This window comes from Variovorax sp. 10L421 (genome assembly GCF_056395365.1).
The window spans coordinates 51415-65327 of sequence record NZ_JBFTJJ010000014.1 but is presented as its reverse complement, the minus strand read 5'-3'; the positions used below and the strand labels follow the sequence as shown (position 1 = coordinate 65327).

At 68.0% G+C, this 13913-nt stretch carries 12 protein-coding genes; 7 read left to right on the top strand and 5 right to left on the bottom strand.

What is annotated here, in order from left to right; genetic code table 11:
* Positions 1-52 precede the first annotated feature (52 nt).
* Both AC1DFC_RS18520 and metC read left to right on the top strand, forming a co-directional pair.
* A complete protein-coding gene (locus tag AC1DFC_RS18520; RefSeq protein WP_413335443.1) occupies positions 53-1063 on the top strand; it encodes a Bug family tripartite tricarboxylate transporter substrate binding protein in 1011 nt (336 codons plus the stop codon).
* A 45-nt stretch (positions 1064-1108) separates the two neighbouring features.
* Positions 1109-2356, top strand: coding sequence for a cystathionine beta-lyase (gene metC, locus AC1DFC_RS18515; RefSeq protein ID WP_413335441.1), 1248 nt, complete (start codon positions 1109-1111; stop codon positions 2354-2356).
* Here the strand turns inward: metC and AC1DFC_RS18510 are convergent.
* The 5 genes from AC1DFC_RS18510 to AC1DFC_RS18490 all read right to left on the bottom strand — a co-directional run bounded on the left by AC1DFC_RS18510 (position 2329) and on the right by AC1DFC_RS18490 (position 7945).
* Positions 2329-2604 carry a hypothetical protein gene (locus tag AC1DFC_RS18510; protein WP_056593515.1) on the bottom strand — a complete coding sequence of 92 codons (276 nt, stop codon included), beginning with the start codon at positions 2602-2604 and terminating at the stop codon, positions 2329-2331. The two genes, metC and AC1DFC_RS18510, sit on opposite strands and share 28 nt — an antisense overlap.
* Before the next feature lie 155 nt (positions 2605-2759).
* A complete protein-coding gene (locus AC1DFC_RS18505) occupies positions 2760-3179 on the bottom strand; it encodes an SEL1-like repeat protein (protein WP_413313715.1) in 420 nt (139 codons plus the stop codon).
* Between the two features lie 115 nt (positions 3180-3294).
* Positions 3295-5454 (bottom strand): TonB-dependent receptor, encoded by a 2160-nt coding sequence (locus tag AC1DFC_RS18500; protein WP_413335438.1) that lies wholly within the window; start codon positions 5452-5454, stop codon positions 3295-3297.
* A 204-nt stretch (positions 5455-5658) separates the two neighbouring features.
* A complete protein-coding gene (locus AC1DFC_RS18495) occupies positions 5659-5865 on the bottom strand; it encodes a YbdD/YjiX family protein (RefSeq protein ID WP_007837269.1) in 207 nt (68 codons plus the stop codon).
* Between the two features lie 4 nt (positions 5866-5869).
* Positions 5870-7945 (bottom strand): carbon starvation CstA family protein, encoded by a 2076-nt coding sequence (locus tag AC1DFC_RS18490; protein WP_413335436.1) that lies wholly within the window; start codon positions 7943-7945, stop codon positions 5870-5872.
* Between the two features lie 227 nt (positions 7946-8172).
* Here AC1DFC_RS18490 and AC1DFC_RS18485 point away from each other — a divergent pair, with 227 nt between their 5' ends.
* The 5 genes from AC1DFC_RS18485 to AC1DFC_RS18465 all read left to right on the top strand — a co-directional run bounded on the left by AC1DFC_RS18485 (position 8173) and on the right by AC1DFC_RS18465 (position 13912).
* Complete coding sequence (locus AC1DFC_RS18485) at positions 8173-9420, top strand: FAD-dependent oxidoreductase (RefSeq protein ID WP_413335435.1); 1248 nt, start codon at positions 8173-8175, stop codon at positions 9418-9420.
* 113 nt (positions 9421-9533) lie between these two features.
* Positions 9534-10244: a DUF3348 domain-containing protein gene (locus tag AC1DFC_RS18480; RefSeq protein WP_007837265.1), complete on the top strand. Its 711-nt coding sequence runs from the start codon at positions 9534-9536 to the stop codon at positions 10242-10244.
* A complete protein-coding gene (locus AC1DFC_RS18475) occupies positions 10241-12601 on the top strand; it encodes a DUF802 domain-containing protein (RefSeq protein WP_478179761.1) in 2361 nt (786 codons plus the stop codon). Before AC1DFC_RS18480 ends, AC1DFC_RS18475 begins: the two co-directional genes overlap by 4 nt.
* Complete coding sequence (locus AC1DFC_RS18470) at positions 12601-13254, top strand: OmpA family protein (RefSeq protein ID WP_478179781.1); 654 nt, start codon at positions 12601-12603, stop codon at positions 13252-13254. Before AC1DFC_RS18475 ends, AC1DFC_RS18470 begins: the two co-directional genes overlap by 1 nt.
* Complete coding sequence (locus AC1DFC_RS18465; RefSeq protein ID WP_478179760.1) at positions 13229-13912, top strand: DUF2894 domain-containing protein; 684 nt, start codon at positions 13229-13231, stop codon at positions 13910-13912. The genes AC1DFC_RS18470 and AC1DFC_RS18465 overlap by 26 nt, the downstream gene beginning before the upstream one ends.
* The last annotated feature ends 1 nt before the right edge of the window (position 13913 follow it).

Here is a 13913-nt window from a genome sequence, read left to right as displayed (position 1 = left end):
CCGGTTCCGCTTTCCGTTCGTCCTTGTCCGTTCCTATTCCAGGAGTTCCGCCATGCCGTTCGCCAGCCGCATCCTGCACATCGCCCGTTATGCCGTCGCCGCCGCATGGCTCGCGGCGCTCGCCCTGCAGCCAGCCGCCGCCGAACCGCTGGCGCCACGCAACGGCTTCCCCTCGCAGACGGTGAAGTTCATCTCGCCCTTTCCGCCCGGTGGCGGCAACGACGCGACGGCGCGCCTCGTCACCACACGCCTGCCGGAAATCATGGGGCAGGCGGCAGTGGTCGACAACCGCGGCGGCGCGGGCGGCAACATCGGCGCCAAGGCCGTGGCCGACGCCAGGCCCGACGGCTACACCGTGCTCACCTCGCAGGTGTCGATCATGGCCGTGAACCCCACGCTGTACGCGGCGCCGGGCTTCGACCCGATCAAGAACTTCATTCCCATCACGCAGATCAACGCCGCACCGCTCGCGCTGGTGGTGGACGCCAGCTCGCCCCTCAAGAGCTTCGCCGACCTCGCGACGAAGGCCAAGGCCAGCCCCGGCAAGGTGACCTATGCGACGCCCGGCAACGGCACGCTGTCGCACCTCGTCGGCGTGGTGCTGGCCAAGGACAACGGCGTGGAGATGACGCACGTGCCCTACAAGGGCGCCGGGCCGGCACTGACCGACCTGCTCGGCGGACAGGTCGACGTGCTGGTCACGTCCACCGCCTCGGTCGCCGGCCTCGTGCAGAACGGCAAGCTGCGCGTGCTCGCCGTGACCAGCCCGCGCCGCATCGGCGTGTTCTCGAAGGTGCCGACACTGGAAGAGCTGGGCTATGCCGGTGCACGCTTCGAAGACTGGTACGGCTTCTTCGCGCCCGCCGGCACGCCGCCGGAACGCGTGGCCTACCTGAACGAAGCCATCGTGCGCACGCTGCATCTGCCCGAGGTGAGCAAGCTCGTGACCGACGGCGGCAGCGAGGTGGTGGCCAATTCGCCGGACGCCTTCGCGGCGCAGTTGCGCCAGGACATCGACCGCTGGTCGCGCATCGTCAAGCTTTCGGGTGCACGCGCCGACTGATTGACGCAACATGGCGGCCCAACCTCCCTTCGCCCCTCCCTAACCATGCCCGATTCGCACTCCGTCCCCGCCGGCCTGACACTCAATACCCGGCTCACACGCACCGGCAAGACGCCGTCATACGCCGGCGGATCGCCCGTCAACACGCCCCTGGTGCGCGCGAGCACCGTGCTGTTCGACAGCGTGGGCGCGATGCGCGACGCGCGGGCTAGGCGCGACGAGGAGCGCATCTTCAGCTATGGCGCACGCGGCACGCCGACCACCTTCGCGCTCGAGGATGCGGTGAGCGAACTCGAAGGCGCCTATCGCACACGGCTCTTTCCGACCGGCCTTGCCGCCATCGGCATGGTGCTGCTGTCGTACCTGAAGCCGGGTGACCACGTGCTGATGTCGGACAGCGTGTACGAGCCCACGCGCAATCTCGTGCATTCCTTCCTCGAGCCGTACGGTATCCGCAGCTCGTTCTTTGCAGCGGATGGCAGCGGCATCGGGGAACTGTTCGAGCCGAACACGCGGCTCGTGTATGCGGAGTGCCCCGGCTCGCTGGTCTACGAGATGTGCGACCTGCCCAAGCTCGCGGCACTGGCGCATGCGCGCGGCGCGCTGCTCGCGGTGGACAACACCTGGGGATCGGGCGTCCAATACCGCCCGCTCGCGCTGGGCGCGGACATCTCGACGATGGCCGCGACCAAGTACCTCTCGGGCCACTCGGACGTGATGATGGGCACCGTCGCCACGACCGAAGCCGCATGGCGCCCGCTCAACGAACGCTGCGATGCGTTCGGCATGACCGTAAGCCCCGACGACGCGTGGCTGGTGCTGCGCGGCATGCGCACGCTGTCGGCGCGGCTGCAGATGCACGAGCGGCATGCGCTGGAGGTGGCGCACTGGCTGCAGGAGCGGCCCGAAGTGGCGGCCGTGTTCTGCCCGGCACTGCCGCGACACCCGGGGCACGACCTCTGGAAACGCGATTGCAAGGGCACGAACGGGCTGCTGTCCATCGAGCTGCAGCCAGGCATCGAAAGCGCGGCGGTCGAGCGCTTCGTCGATGCACTCACGCTGTTCGGGCGTGGCTCGTCATGGGGCGGCTATGAAAGCCTGGTGGCGTGGACCAACATGCGTGCGGCGCGCAGCGTGACGGATTGGAGCGGGCGCGGGGCGGTGGTGCGGTTGCACATCGGATTGGAGGCGCCCTCGGATCTGATAGCCGATCTGGAGCGCGGGTTTGCTGCAATGCAAACCCGGCAGCAGCACGGCGCGGACGCTCAAGCCCGGTCCGGGCGCTTCGCGTAGGCCAGGGCCAGCGCGAGCCCCACCACCGCCGCGGCGCCCAGCAGTTTCACGGGACTGCTAGTCAGGCTGCGCACGGCTCGACCGCACGCGGCGCCCCAGCCCTCGCGCGCGGGAAACAGCAAGGCGCGTTCATGCGGCGTGAGTGCGCGCAGGGCGCTGGGGTTCTCCTCGTCCTCGAGAACGGCCTGGGACACATCGAGTTGCGTGACGTCCTCGGGATGGCGTGGGAGAGTCGTCGGCTTGCGCATGGTCAAGATCCTCGTAGCGGAATGATCGAGCCCCGAGCTTGCGCTGCCCCGCGGCCTTCGCCCATGCGCGGGCGCAGACGCTGCGAGTAGGCCAACTTCCCGCCTGCAGCGGCGAAATCTTCGCGAGCCCGTCGATGCGGGGCGCATTCATTCATTCATTCGCAGGCGCGCTTCCCCGCAGGCGAGGCGCGCAGCCGGTTCAGGAAGGTCAGCTGCACCTTCGCCGTCTCGCTGCCCTGCATTGCCGCGCGGCGCATCCACGCCCCGGCCTCGCAGCGGTCGGCCTTCACGGCCGTGCCGTACAGCGTCGGGCCGGTCAGCAGCACCATGCCGAGCATCTCCTGCGCCTCGGCGTGGCCTTCGGTGGCGGCCTGCCGCAGCTGTACGAGCATCGCGCGGTAGTCGCGGTCGGCCTGTGCTTCGAGGGCCAGCTGGAAGCGCTGTTCCGCCTGCAGTTCGACGCCCGCATCCGAAGGACGCGCGGCGCTGAGCGCGGCCACCAGCAACAGCACACCCGACAGCAGCACGCGAAAGCGCAGCGACAGGCCGGTCATCTGGTTGAGTTCGGATGGCATCGATGTTCTCCACGAATAGTGTTGTCGTGCAGGCATCGTCGCGCGGTCGCGCCGAATGGAGAAGCCGGATTTCGCGCAGGCCGCCTCAGCCGGAGACTGAGCCCGCGCCCGTGCCTCAGAACTTCGCGGTCAGCATCACCTGCAATTCGCGCCCGGCCCCCGGCATGATCAGGTTGTCCACGCTGCCATGCCCCGACACGTAGTACTTGCGGTTCGTGATGTTCTTCAGGTTCGCCGAAATCTCGTAGCGCCCGGTCTTGTAGCTCGCGGCCAGGTCTGCCGTGACATAGGAAGGCAGCGTGACGAGGTTGCTCAGCGACGCATAGCGCGCGGCCACGTAGTTGACGCCGCCGCCCGCGCTCAGGCCGTTGCCCAGGTCCTTCATGAGCCACACGAAAGCCGAGTGCCGCGGTGTGAGGGGCGCGATCTTGCCCTGCACCGGCATCGCCGCTCCAACCGGCAACTGCAGCGAACTCACCGTGGCCAGCGACTTGGTCATGCGGCCGTCGAGGTACGCATAGCCCGCGCTGATGTCCCAGCGGCCCGGCAGCTTGCCGGCCAGCGCCAGCTCCATGCCGTTGGTGCGCTGCGTGCCCACGTTGATCTGCCGCGCGGGGTTGGTCGGGTCGGTGTTCTTGATGCCCGAGCGCTCCAGGTTGAACACCGCCGCAGTGAGGTTGAGCGCGCCATCCAGGAAGTCGAGCTTGGCGCCGATCTCCTTGTTCACCGTGATCTCGGGGTCGTTGGCGGTGTTGCTGGCCGACAGCGCGAAGGTCTCGGCCGAAGGCTGGAACGAGCGGCTGTACGACACGTAGTACGACTGCGTTTCGCTCGGCTGCCAGACCACGCCCGCGCGCGGGCTGAACTTGCGATCGGTGCGCGACAACGGCGCCAGCGTGCGTTCGAACGAGGTGTCCTGCCCGAAAACGTCGTAGCGCCCGCCGACCAGCGCCTTCCACTGCGGTGCCAGGGTGATCTGGTCCTGCGCGTAGAGCGCGGCGGTCTTGAAGCGCGTGTTGCTCGGGATCGCGCTGCTGGCCGTGTAGCTCGCGAGCGGAATCGGCGCGGGTGCGGCCACCGGGTTCAGGATGCTCACGCGTTCGAAGCCGGTGGCCGACGACACGGAGTACGCCCGCTTCTCCTGCTGGCCGAACTCCGCACCCAGCAGCCATTCCTGCCTGAAGCCGCCGAGCTCGTTGCGCCATGTCAGGTCGGTCTGGTTGAACCAGCCGCTCTCGTCGCGCAGGATGAAGCCGCGCGTGCGGCCCACGGTCAGGCGAACGGGGTCGGTGGTACCGCTGGGCAGTGTGTTGTAGCGGTCGAGTCCGTAGCTGGAATAGCGCGTGGTGTTGCGCAGGCTCAGCGTGTCGCTGAAGCGGTGGTTCAGCGTGGCGGTGAACGACTGCACCTTCGTCGTGGTGGTGTCGTCGCGCTTTCCGAAGGCCGAGCCGTAGTAGGTGCCGATGGGCACGTTCACCGGGCGGCCGTTGAGCGCCGGAATGCCGAAGTCGGTGAGCCGCTGGTCGTAGGCGTTGGTGTACTGCAGCAGCAGATCGGTCTGCGGACTGAACTTGATGGCCAGCGACGGCGCGACGTTGTAGCGGTCGATGAACTGCTGGTCGCGGTAGCTGCCTGACTTCTCGCGCGCGACGTTGAGGCGAAACGCCATGTTCTCGCCGATGGGCGTGTTGAGGTCGGTGGTGAGCCGCTTGAAGTCGTGCGTGCCGAGGCCGAGCGAGACTTCGCCGAAGGCGCGGTCGAAGACCGGCTTCTTGGTCACGCGATTGATCAGGCCGCCCGAGGAGCCTCGGCCGTACAGCACTGCGGCCGGGCCCTTCAGCACCTCGATGCGTTCGGTGTCCGAGAGATCGCGGAAGTAGAGCGCGTCGTCGCGCACGCCGTCGACGAACCAGTCGGCGATGGCGGTGAAGCCGCGGATCACCACCTGGTCGCGCTGGCCGTCGCCCGCGTTGAACGACACGCCGGGCGCGTTGCGCAGCGCGTCCTGCATCGAAGTCGCGCCCTGGTCGCGCAGCAGCTGCGCCGGCACCACGTTGACCGCCTGCGGAATGTCCCGCAGGGGCGCGGAGCCCTTTGTGGCAGTGCTGCCGATGGACGGTGCATAGCCGACGTCCTGCTCGGAGCTGACGGTCACTTCCTTGAGCGTCGCATCGGCGCTCTGGGCCTGTGCCGCGCAGTGCGCGGCGGCCAGGGCGGCAACGAACAGGGACGGATGGCGCAGGCGAAAACGCGGCGCGCGAGAACGAACGGACATGGCGAAATTCCCTCAGGGCGATTTGTTTTTGAAATCGCGAAGCGCCACACCGGCTCCCCATCGCTCGGATGGAGAAACCGTGTACGCCCTGCCTGGAGGAAATCTGGGTTGGGTGCCTTCGCCGGCCCGCACCGGCTCGATGGCCGGGGCTTTGGGCGAAGGGATCGCGTCGCGCGACCGCAGGATTCTAGATGCAGCGGCGCGTCAGCAGCAACGCCCCTTGCCTGCCCCGTAGCGCGCCTCCAGCCGTTCGCGGAAGAAGGCCTCGTAGCTCATCGGCGCGCGGTCCGGGTGGGTGGCCGCCATGTGCGTCAGGTAGGCGTCGTAGTCGGGCAGCCCGACCATGAGCCGCAGAGACTGCTTGAGCGAGCGCGCAAAGTAGCGCCCGGCTTCCGGCAATGCGAGGCCCATGGCGTCAGTGCGCGGCCGTGGCAGCGGCAGCGCCCACTGGCTCGAACGGCGTTTCCTTGGTGGTCGGCCGGTTGGCCGCACGCGCTGCCAGGCAGGCCTTGATGCTGTAGACCAGCACGCTCAGCACCACGAAGATGAAGAGCGCGCACAGCGCCGCGTCGAGGCGGTCGTTGAACACGATGCGCGACATGGCCTCGGGCGTCTTGGCCGGCGCCACCAGCACGCCGCTGGCGATGCCGTCGGTGTACTTGGCCGCATGCGAGAGGAAGCCGATCTTCGGGTCGGCCGAGAAGATCTTCTGCCAGCCCGCCGTGAGCGTGCACGCCAGCAGCCACGCAGCAGGCGCAATCGCCACCCACGCATAGCGCTCGCGCTTCATGCGGAACAGCACGACCACGCCCAGCATCAGCGCCACCGCGGCCAGCATCTGGTTGGAGATGCCGAACAGTGGCCACAGCGTGTTGATCCCACCCAGCGGATCGACCACCCCCTGATACAGGAAGTAGCCCCAGGCCGCGACGCACAGCGCCGTGGCGACGAGGTTGGCCGGCAGCGAATCGGTGCGCTTGAGCGCGGGCACGAAGCTGCCCAGCAGGTCCTGCAGCATGAAGCGGCCGGCGCGCGTGCCGGCATCCACAGCCGTGAGGATGAACAGCGCCTCGAACAGGATCGCGAAGTGGTACCAGAAGGCCATCATGGCCTGCCCGCCGATCACCTGATGAAGGATGTGGGCCATGCCCACGGCCAGCGTCGGCGCACCGCCTGCGCGGCCGAGGATCGTCGTCTCGCCCACGTCCTTGGCGGTCTGCAGCAGCATCTCGGGCGTGATCACGAAGCCCCAGCTCGACACCGTGGCCGCCACCTGCTGCGCGGTCGTGCCGACCAGCGCGCCGGGGCTGTTCATCGCGAAGTAGATGCCGGGCTCGATGCACGAGGCCGCGACCAGCGCCATCACCGCGACGAAGGACTCGGCCAGCATGCCGCCGTAGCCGATGAAGCGCGCATGGCGCTCGTTGTCGAGCATCTTGGGCGTGGTGCCCGAGGAGATCAGCGCATGAAAGCCCGAGACGGCGCCGCAGGCGATGGTGATGAACAGGAACGGGAACAGGCTGCCCGCCCACACCGGGCCGTTGCCCTGCGCGAACTGCGTGACGGACGGCATCTGCAGCGTAGGCATCACGAACACGATGCCGATGGCCAGCGCGATGATGGTGCCGATCTTCAGGAAGGTCGACAGGTAGTCGCGCGGCGCCAGCAGCAGCCACACCGGCAGGCTCGCGGCGATGAAGCCGTAGCCCACCAGCATCCACGTGAGCGCCTTGCCGTCGAAGGTGAAGAGCGGGGCCCACTCGGGGTTCTGGCTCACGGCCTGGCCGCCGAAGATGGCCAGCATCAGCAGCACGAAGCCGATCAGCGACACCTCGCCGATGCGCCCCGGGCGGATGTAGCGCAGGTACACGCCCATGAACAATGCCACCGGAATCGTCGCTGCCACCGTGAAGGTGCCCCACGGCGATTCAGCCAGCGCCTTCACCACGATCAGCGCCAGCACCGCGAGGATGATGATCATGATCATGAAGGTGCCGAACAGCGCGATCATGCCGGGCACCACGCCCATCTCCTGCTTGACGAGGTCGCCGAGCGAGCGGCCGTCGCGCCGCGTGGAGATGAACAGAATGATGAAGTCCTGCACCGCGCCGGCGAACACCACGCCCGCCAGGATCCACAGCAGCCCGGGCAGGTAGCCCATTTGCGCCGCCAGCACCGGACCCACCAGCGGGCCCGCACCGGCGATGGCCGCGAAGTGGTGGCCGAACAGCACGTTCTTGTCGGTCGGCACATAGTCCAGGCCGTCGTTGTGGCGGTGTGCCGGCGTCTTGCGGTTGCCGTCCAGGCCCAGCACCTTGTCGGCGATGAACAGGCTGTAGTAGCGGTAGGCGATCAGGTAGGTGCAGATCGCGGCGGCCACCACCCAGAGGGCGTTGACGCTTTCGCCTCGGGTCAGGGCCACGGTGCCGAGCGCGAATGCGCCGACCACGGCCACGACCAGCCACACCAGATGGCGTCGGATGCTGTGCATGCGGATGTCTCCTCTATATTGAACCCGAGGAGTTTTGCCGGGCTTCGGCGCGGGCGCATCCGTCGGACTGCGCGGAGTGCATGCGTGGCTTTGCGTAATGGAAAACCCGGGTACGGCAGGCGCCGTCCCGCAGTGCAATGCCTGCGGGCCTACACGCAGGAACCGGACCAGGCGCGAACATGTGAGCCCTCATCAGGACGCGATCAGGGGGCGAAAGAATCGAAGCCATGGACACACAACCACGCTGCTGCATCGCAGGTGGCGGTCCTGCCGGCATGGTGCTGGGCCTTCTGCTGGCCCGGGCCGGCGTGCCCGTCGTCGTGCTGGAAAAGCATCTCGACTTCCTGCGCGACTTTCGCGGCGACACCGTGCACCCGTCGACGCTCGAGATCCTGCACGAGCTGGGCCTGCTCGACGTCTTCCTGCAGCGCCCGCACGACCGCATCGAGGAACTGCGCGTCACCTTCGAAGGCCGCTGCATCCCGGTGGCCGATTTCACGCACCTGCCCTCGCACAGCAAGTTCCTGGTGTTGATGCCGCAATGGGAGTTCCTCGATTTCATGTGCGACGAGGCCCGGCGCTATCCGGGCTTCGAGCTGTGGACCGATGCCGAGGTCATCGGCCTGCTGCAGGACAAGGGACGCGTCAACGGCGTGAAGGTGCGGCGCGGCGCCCGCGCGGGCCAGCCGCAGGATGTCGAGCTGCATGCTTCGCTGGTGGTGGCGGCCGATGGCCGGCATTCCGCGCTGCGCGATGCCGCGGCGCTGCCGCACATCAGCTACGGCGCACCCATCGACGCGCTGTGGATGGCCATTCCCAAGCAGGCCGGCGACCCCTCCACCACCGGGGGCTACATCGCGCGCGGGCGCTTCCTGGCGATGCTGAACCGCGGCGACTACTGGCAATGCGCCTTCGTGATTCCCAAGGGCGGCCACGCTGCGCTGCAGGCCCGGGGCATCGAGGCGTTCCATGAAGAGATCGGAAAGGTCGCTCCCTTTCTCGCCGCCCGGCTGCCATCGGCCCTGCCCGGCTGGGACGCGGTGAAGCTGCTCGAGGTGACGGTCGACCGCCTCGAGGCCTGGTCGTGCCGCGGGCTGCTGTGCATCGGCGACGCGGCCCATGCGATGTCGCCGGTGGGCGGCGTCGGCATCAATCTCGCCGTACAGGACGCCGTGGCCGCCGCGAACCTGCTGGCCCAGGCCTTGGCCGGCGCCGCGAGCGAGAAGGAGATCGACGCCCTGCTGCCCCAGCTCCAGCGCCGCCGGGAATGGCCGGTGCGCGTGACGCAGGCGGCGCAGCGCCTGATACAGGACCGCGTGCTGGTGCCCGTGCTCGGCGGCGAGCTGGCGTCCGGTTCCGGGCAACTGCCCTGGCCGCTGCGGCTGCTGGCGCGCTGGCCGCTGCTGCGCAGGCTGCCGGCGCGGACCGTGGGCATGGGCGTGCGGCCCGAGCACGTGAAGTCGCCGCGGGCGTGATGGAACTGGCATTTCGTTACACAGCCGGGGCCTGGGGAGGCCGCCGGGCAGGCCTCTGCGAGAGGTCGCTGTTGTAGACTGCCAAGTTTTTCGATCAGGCGCGTTCAAGCGGTATGGGGCAAGTTTTCAGGCGCACAAGTTTCAACGGCTCGGCGCTCATTCGCTTGCTTTCCCGACTGGCTGACATCGATGCTCGCGAACCCGCACAACCCACCGCCGACCGACTGAGCCAGTGGTTCGGCTGGACCGATGCCATCTCGCTGTCCGCGGCGCTCGATGGCGCACCGGCAACGATGGCACAGCCCGGCACCCGCGCTCCCCGCAACACCGAAGAAGGCGAATGCCAACGCGTGCGAACCGCCCTGGCGAATGCCATCGCCGAAGACAGCACCTTCGGCACCGGCAAGGACGCGACGCCCGAGTTCACCCCGTACCGCCGGCGCTACCTTGCCCGGCAACAGGCGATGGAGGCCGGTGTCGGTTCGCTGCGCAGCCGGCTGCGCTCGGCGCTGGCAGCCAGATCGCCGGCCATGGCCCGGCTGGCATCGGTGGACGTGGTCATGGCGCAGGTGCTGGAGGCGCGCGAGCACAGCCTGCTGTCGGCCGTGCCCGGGATGCTCGAAAAGCACTTCGAGCGCTTGCGCAAGGCCGCCGGGACGCCTGACGAAGCAGAGACAGACAGCGGCACCCAGCCCCCCGATGCGTGGCTGGACGTGTTCCGCAAAGACGCCCAGGACGTGCTGCTCGCCGAACTGGACTTTCGATTTCAACCGGTCGAAGGGCTGCTCGAAGCACTTCGCACCCAGGCCACCAGGACCCCATGACCCGCTTCCTTCAATACGCCGTCTTTGTCGCAGGCCTGGCCGTCGTCGGCTGGGTGGGCGCCGGATACATCGGCACGAACCCGCTGGCGCTGGCCGTCACCGCGATCATTGGCGCGTCCTACCTCATGGGCGCGCTGGAACTTCATCGCTTCCAGCAGGCCACCTCCACATTGACGCAGGCCGTGGCGGACCTCTCCACCCCGCCAGAGAACCTCGGCGCATGGCTCGGCCGGCTGCATCCTTCGCTGCGCAACGCGGTGCGCCTGCGCATAGAGGGCGAACGCGTCGGCCTGCCCGGCCCGGCGATGACGCCGTACCTCGCCGGCTTTCTCGTGCTGCTGGGCATGCTCGGCACCTTCGTCGGCATGGTGGTCACGCTCAAGGGCACCGGCCTCGCGCTGGAAAGCTCGACCGACCTGCAGACCATCCGCGACTCGCTGTCCGCTCCCGTGAAAGGCCTCGGACTGGCCTTCGGCACCTCCGTGGCAGGCGTGGCCGCGTCGGCGATGCTGGGCCTGGCCTCGGCGCTGAGCCGGCGCGAGCGGCTGCAGGCCGGGCAATTGCTCGACACCCAGATCGCGACCACCCTGCGCGTCTTCTCGCTCACGCATCAGCGTGAGGAATCGTTCAAGCTGCTGCAGCAGCAGGCCCACGCCATGCCCGAGCTGGTCGGCCAGCTGCAGGCCATGATGCTGGCGATGGAACGCCAGAGCCACGCGCTGAACGAACGCCTCGCCACCAGCCAGGACCTCTTCCACAGCAAGGCCGAGGCCGTGTACGGCAGCCTCGCCACTTCCGTCGACCAGTCGCTGAAGCAGAGCCTGACCGAGAGCGCACGCGTCGCCGGCGCGGCAATCCAGCCGGTCGTCGAAGCCACCATGGCCGGCATCGCGCGCGAAACGGCCACGCTGCACGACACCATCTCGCAGACCGTGCAGCAGCAGCTCGACGGCCTGTCGACCCGCTTCGAGGCCACCACCACCCGCGTGGCCGATACCTGGAAAACAGCGCTCGCTGAACACCAGCGCACGAGCGAAGCCTTGTCGAAGGACATGCGCAGCTCGCACGACCAATTCGCGCAGACCTTCGAGCAACGCTCGGCTGCGCTGGTCGACACCGTCTCCGCCCGCCTCGAGAGCGCCGTGGGCAACGTGTCGGACACCTGGGGCAGCGCGCTTGCGCAGCATCAGCGCATGAGCGAAAAACTCTCGGGCGATGCGCGCCAGGCCCTGTCGTCGGCCGCCGCCGCCTTTGCACAGCACTCCGCGTCGCTGCTGGACACGGTCGATGGCGCACACGCGAGGCTGCAGACCGACATGGCATCGCGCGACGAGCAACGCCTCGCGGCCTGGACGCAATCGCTCACGGCCATGGCCGCCTCGCTGCAAAAGGAATGGCAGCAAGCCAGCGCACACAACGCGGGCCAGCAGCAACAACTCCTCGGCACCATGGCGCAGGCCGCGCGCGACATGTCGGCCCAGACCGAAGCGCACGCGAAGAACACCGTCGCCGAGATCGCCCAGTTGCTGCAGGCGGCTTCGGAAGCTCCACGGGCCGCGGCCGAGATCGTGTCCGAGATGGCATCGCGCGACGAACAGCGCCTCTTGGCGTGGACGCAATCGCTGGCCACCATGGCCGCATCGCTGCAGCAGGAATGGCAGCAGGCCGGCGCACACAACGCGAGCCAGCAGCAGCAACTGATCGACGCCATGGCGCAAACCGCGCGGGAAATGTCGGCCCAGACCGAGGCGCATGCGAAGAACACCGTTGCCGAGATCGCGCAGCTGCTGCAAGCCGCAGCGGAAGCACCGCGCGCCGCAGCCGAGGTTGTCACCGAGCTGCGCCAGAAACTCGCCGACAGCATGACCCGCGACAACGCGATGCTGGAAGAGCGCAGCCGCATCCTCGAAACGCTGGCCACCCTGCTCGATGCCGTGAACCATGCCTCCACCGAACAGCGCACGGCCATCGACACGCTGGTGTCCGCATCGGCCGACCTGCTGGAGCGCGTGGGCAGCCGCTTCACCGAAAAGGCCGATGCGGAGTCCGAGAAGATGGCCGCCGTTGCCGCGCAGATCACCGGCAGTGCCGTCGAAGTTGCGAGCCTCGGTGAAGCCTTCGGCCTTGCCGTGCAGCTGTTCAGCCAGTCGAACGACAAGCTCGTGGGCCACCTGCAGCGCATCGAAGGCGCGCTGGGCAAGTCCATCACGCGCAGCGACGAGCAATTGGCCTACTACGTTGCGCAGGCGCGCGAAGTCATCGACCTGAGCATCATGTCGCAAAAGCAGATTGTCGAAGACATGCAGCAGATCGCCAGCCGGCAGCAACAGCAGGCACCGGTGGACAGCGAAGCATGATGCGCGAAGACCTCGATGCCGGCTTCGACGAACCGGGCGTGCCGGTGTGGGCGGTGTTCGGCGACCTGATGGCGGGCCTGCTCGGTGCCTTCGTGCTGATCCTGGTGTGCGCGATCGGCATGCAGCTGGAGCTCGCGTCCAGGCTGGAGACCGAGGTCAAGCAGCGGCAGGCCGAGGCCAAGCGCCGGCAAACGCTGGAGCAAGCTCTCGCGGGGCCGCTCGCAGCCGGCCGCGTGACGCTGAACAACGGCCGCATCGGCATCAGCGGCAGCGTGCTGTTTGCCTTCAATTCCGCGGAGCTTCAGCCCGAGGGCCGGCAACTGCTCAAGAGCCTGGCCGCGCCGCTGAGCGCGTACCTCAAGTCGCGCGACGAGATCCTGATGGTGAGCGGCTTCACCGACGACCGGCAGATGCGCGACAACGCGCGCCAGTTTGCAGACAACTGGGAGCTCTCGGCGCAGCGTGCCTTGACGGTGACGCGGGCGCTGATCGAATCGGGCATACCGTCGTCGTCGATCTTCGCGGCGGCGTTCGGATCTGAGCAGGCAGTGGCCTCGAATGCAGATGCCGATGGGCGCTCGAAGAACAGGCGCGTGGAAATGGCGCCCACGCCGAGGCCCTCCAACAATGCCGGCGCAAAGCCCCGTGACTGATCACGAGACGTGCCTCGACACCGCCGCGATGGTCGCCGCATCGATCAAGCGCGGCGATCATCGTTTCGATCCCGTGCGCTTTCGTGTCATCGAAGCGATGGCCAGGCGCGCGGCCGCGTACAGCGGCGAGGCCCGGCGCATCCTCGACGACAAGGTTGCCACGCTGCTTGCCGTGTACGGCGAGGATCTTGGAAAGGCACAGCCATCGGATGTGGCGAAGCAGGAAGCCGCACCAGAGCGCGGGGCGCTCGCCGGCCTCGTCGATCACATTGCCCGGCATGCACCGGTGCCTGGCGACAGCTCGCCGCCCGCGGCGGGCAATGCGGCACGCGGCCTCCCCGCCTTTTCGCCTTCCACCGAACTGAAGTCGATCCGCTACTTCAAGAGCACATGGTCCAGGCTCAGCGCGGATCGGCGCTTGACGCAATCACTGGCGAAGGTGCCGGAGAACGCGGGCCCCCTCAACTCGCATCACCTCGTGCACCGTTCGCTCACGCTGATGCGCGACCTGTCGCCGGAATACCTCAACCGGTTCATGTCGTATGTCGATGCGTTGTCGTGGGTCGATCAGTTGAACGGCAGCAGCGCCGCGGCGGGCGCGGCGAGCCCGCGCACCGAGGGCCCTGCCAGGAAGAGCGGTCGCGGCAAGTCCGCCTGAA

What these genes read in the sequence shown, in the direction of transcription:
- AC1DFC_RS18520 (WP_413335443.1), top strand. Translation starts at nt 53, where the DNA reads ATGCCGTTCGCCAGCCGCATCCTGCACATCGCCCGTTATGCCGTCGCC.
- metC (WP_413335441.1), top strand. Translation starts at nt 1,109, where the DNA reads ATGCCCGATTCGCACTCCGTCCCCGCCGGCCTGACACTCAATACCCGG.
- AC1DFC_RS18510 (WP_056593515.1), bottom strand. Translation starts at nt 2,604, where the DNA reads ATGCGCAAGCCGACGACTCTCCCACGCCATCCCGAGGACGTCACGCAA.
- AC1DFC_RS18505 (WP_413313715.1), bottom strand. Translation starts at nt 3,179, where the DNA reads ATGCCATCCGAACTCAACCAGATGACCGGCCTGTCGCTGCGCTTTCGC.
- AC1DFC_RS18500 (WP_413335438.1), bottom strand. Translation starts at nt 5,454, where the DNA reads ATGTCCGTTCGTTCTCGCGCGCCGCGTTTTCGCCTGCGCCATCCGTCC.
- AC1DFC_RS18495 (WP_007837269.1), bottom strand. Translation starts at nt 5,865, where the DNA reads ATGGGCCTCGCATTGCCGGAAGCCGGGCGCTACTTTGCGCGCTCGCTC.
- AC1DFC_RS18490 (WP_413335436.1), bottom strand. Translation starts at nt 7,945, where the DNA reads ATGCACAGCATCCGACGCCATCTGGTGTGGCTGGTCGTGGCCGTGGTC.
- AC1DFC_RS18485 (WP_413335435.1), top strand. Translation starts at nt 8,173, where the DNA reads ATGGACACACAACCACGCTGCTGCATCGCAGGTGGCGGTCCTGCCGGC.
- AC1DFC_RS18480 (WP_007837265.1), top strand. Translation starts at nt 9,534, where the DNA reads ATGGGGCAAGTTTTCAGGCGCACAAGTTTCAACGGCTCGGCGCTCATT.
- AC1DFC_RS18475 (WP_478179761.1), top strand. Translation starts at nt 10,241, where the DNA reads ATGACCCGCTTCCTTCAATACGCCGTCTTTGTCGCAGGCCTGGCCGTC.
- AC1DFC_RS18470 (WP_478179781.1), top strand. Translation starts at nt 12,601, where the DNA reads ATGCGCGAAGACCTCGATGCCGGCTTCGACGAACCGGGCGTGCCGGTG.
- AC1DFC_RS18465 (WP_478179760.1), top strand. Translation starts at nt 13,229, where the DNA reads ATGCCGGCGCAAAGCCCCGTGACTGATCACGAGACGTGCCTCGACACC.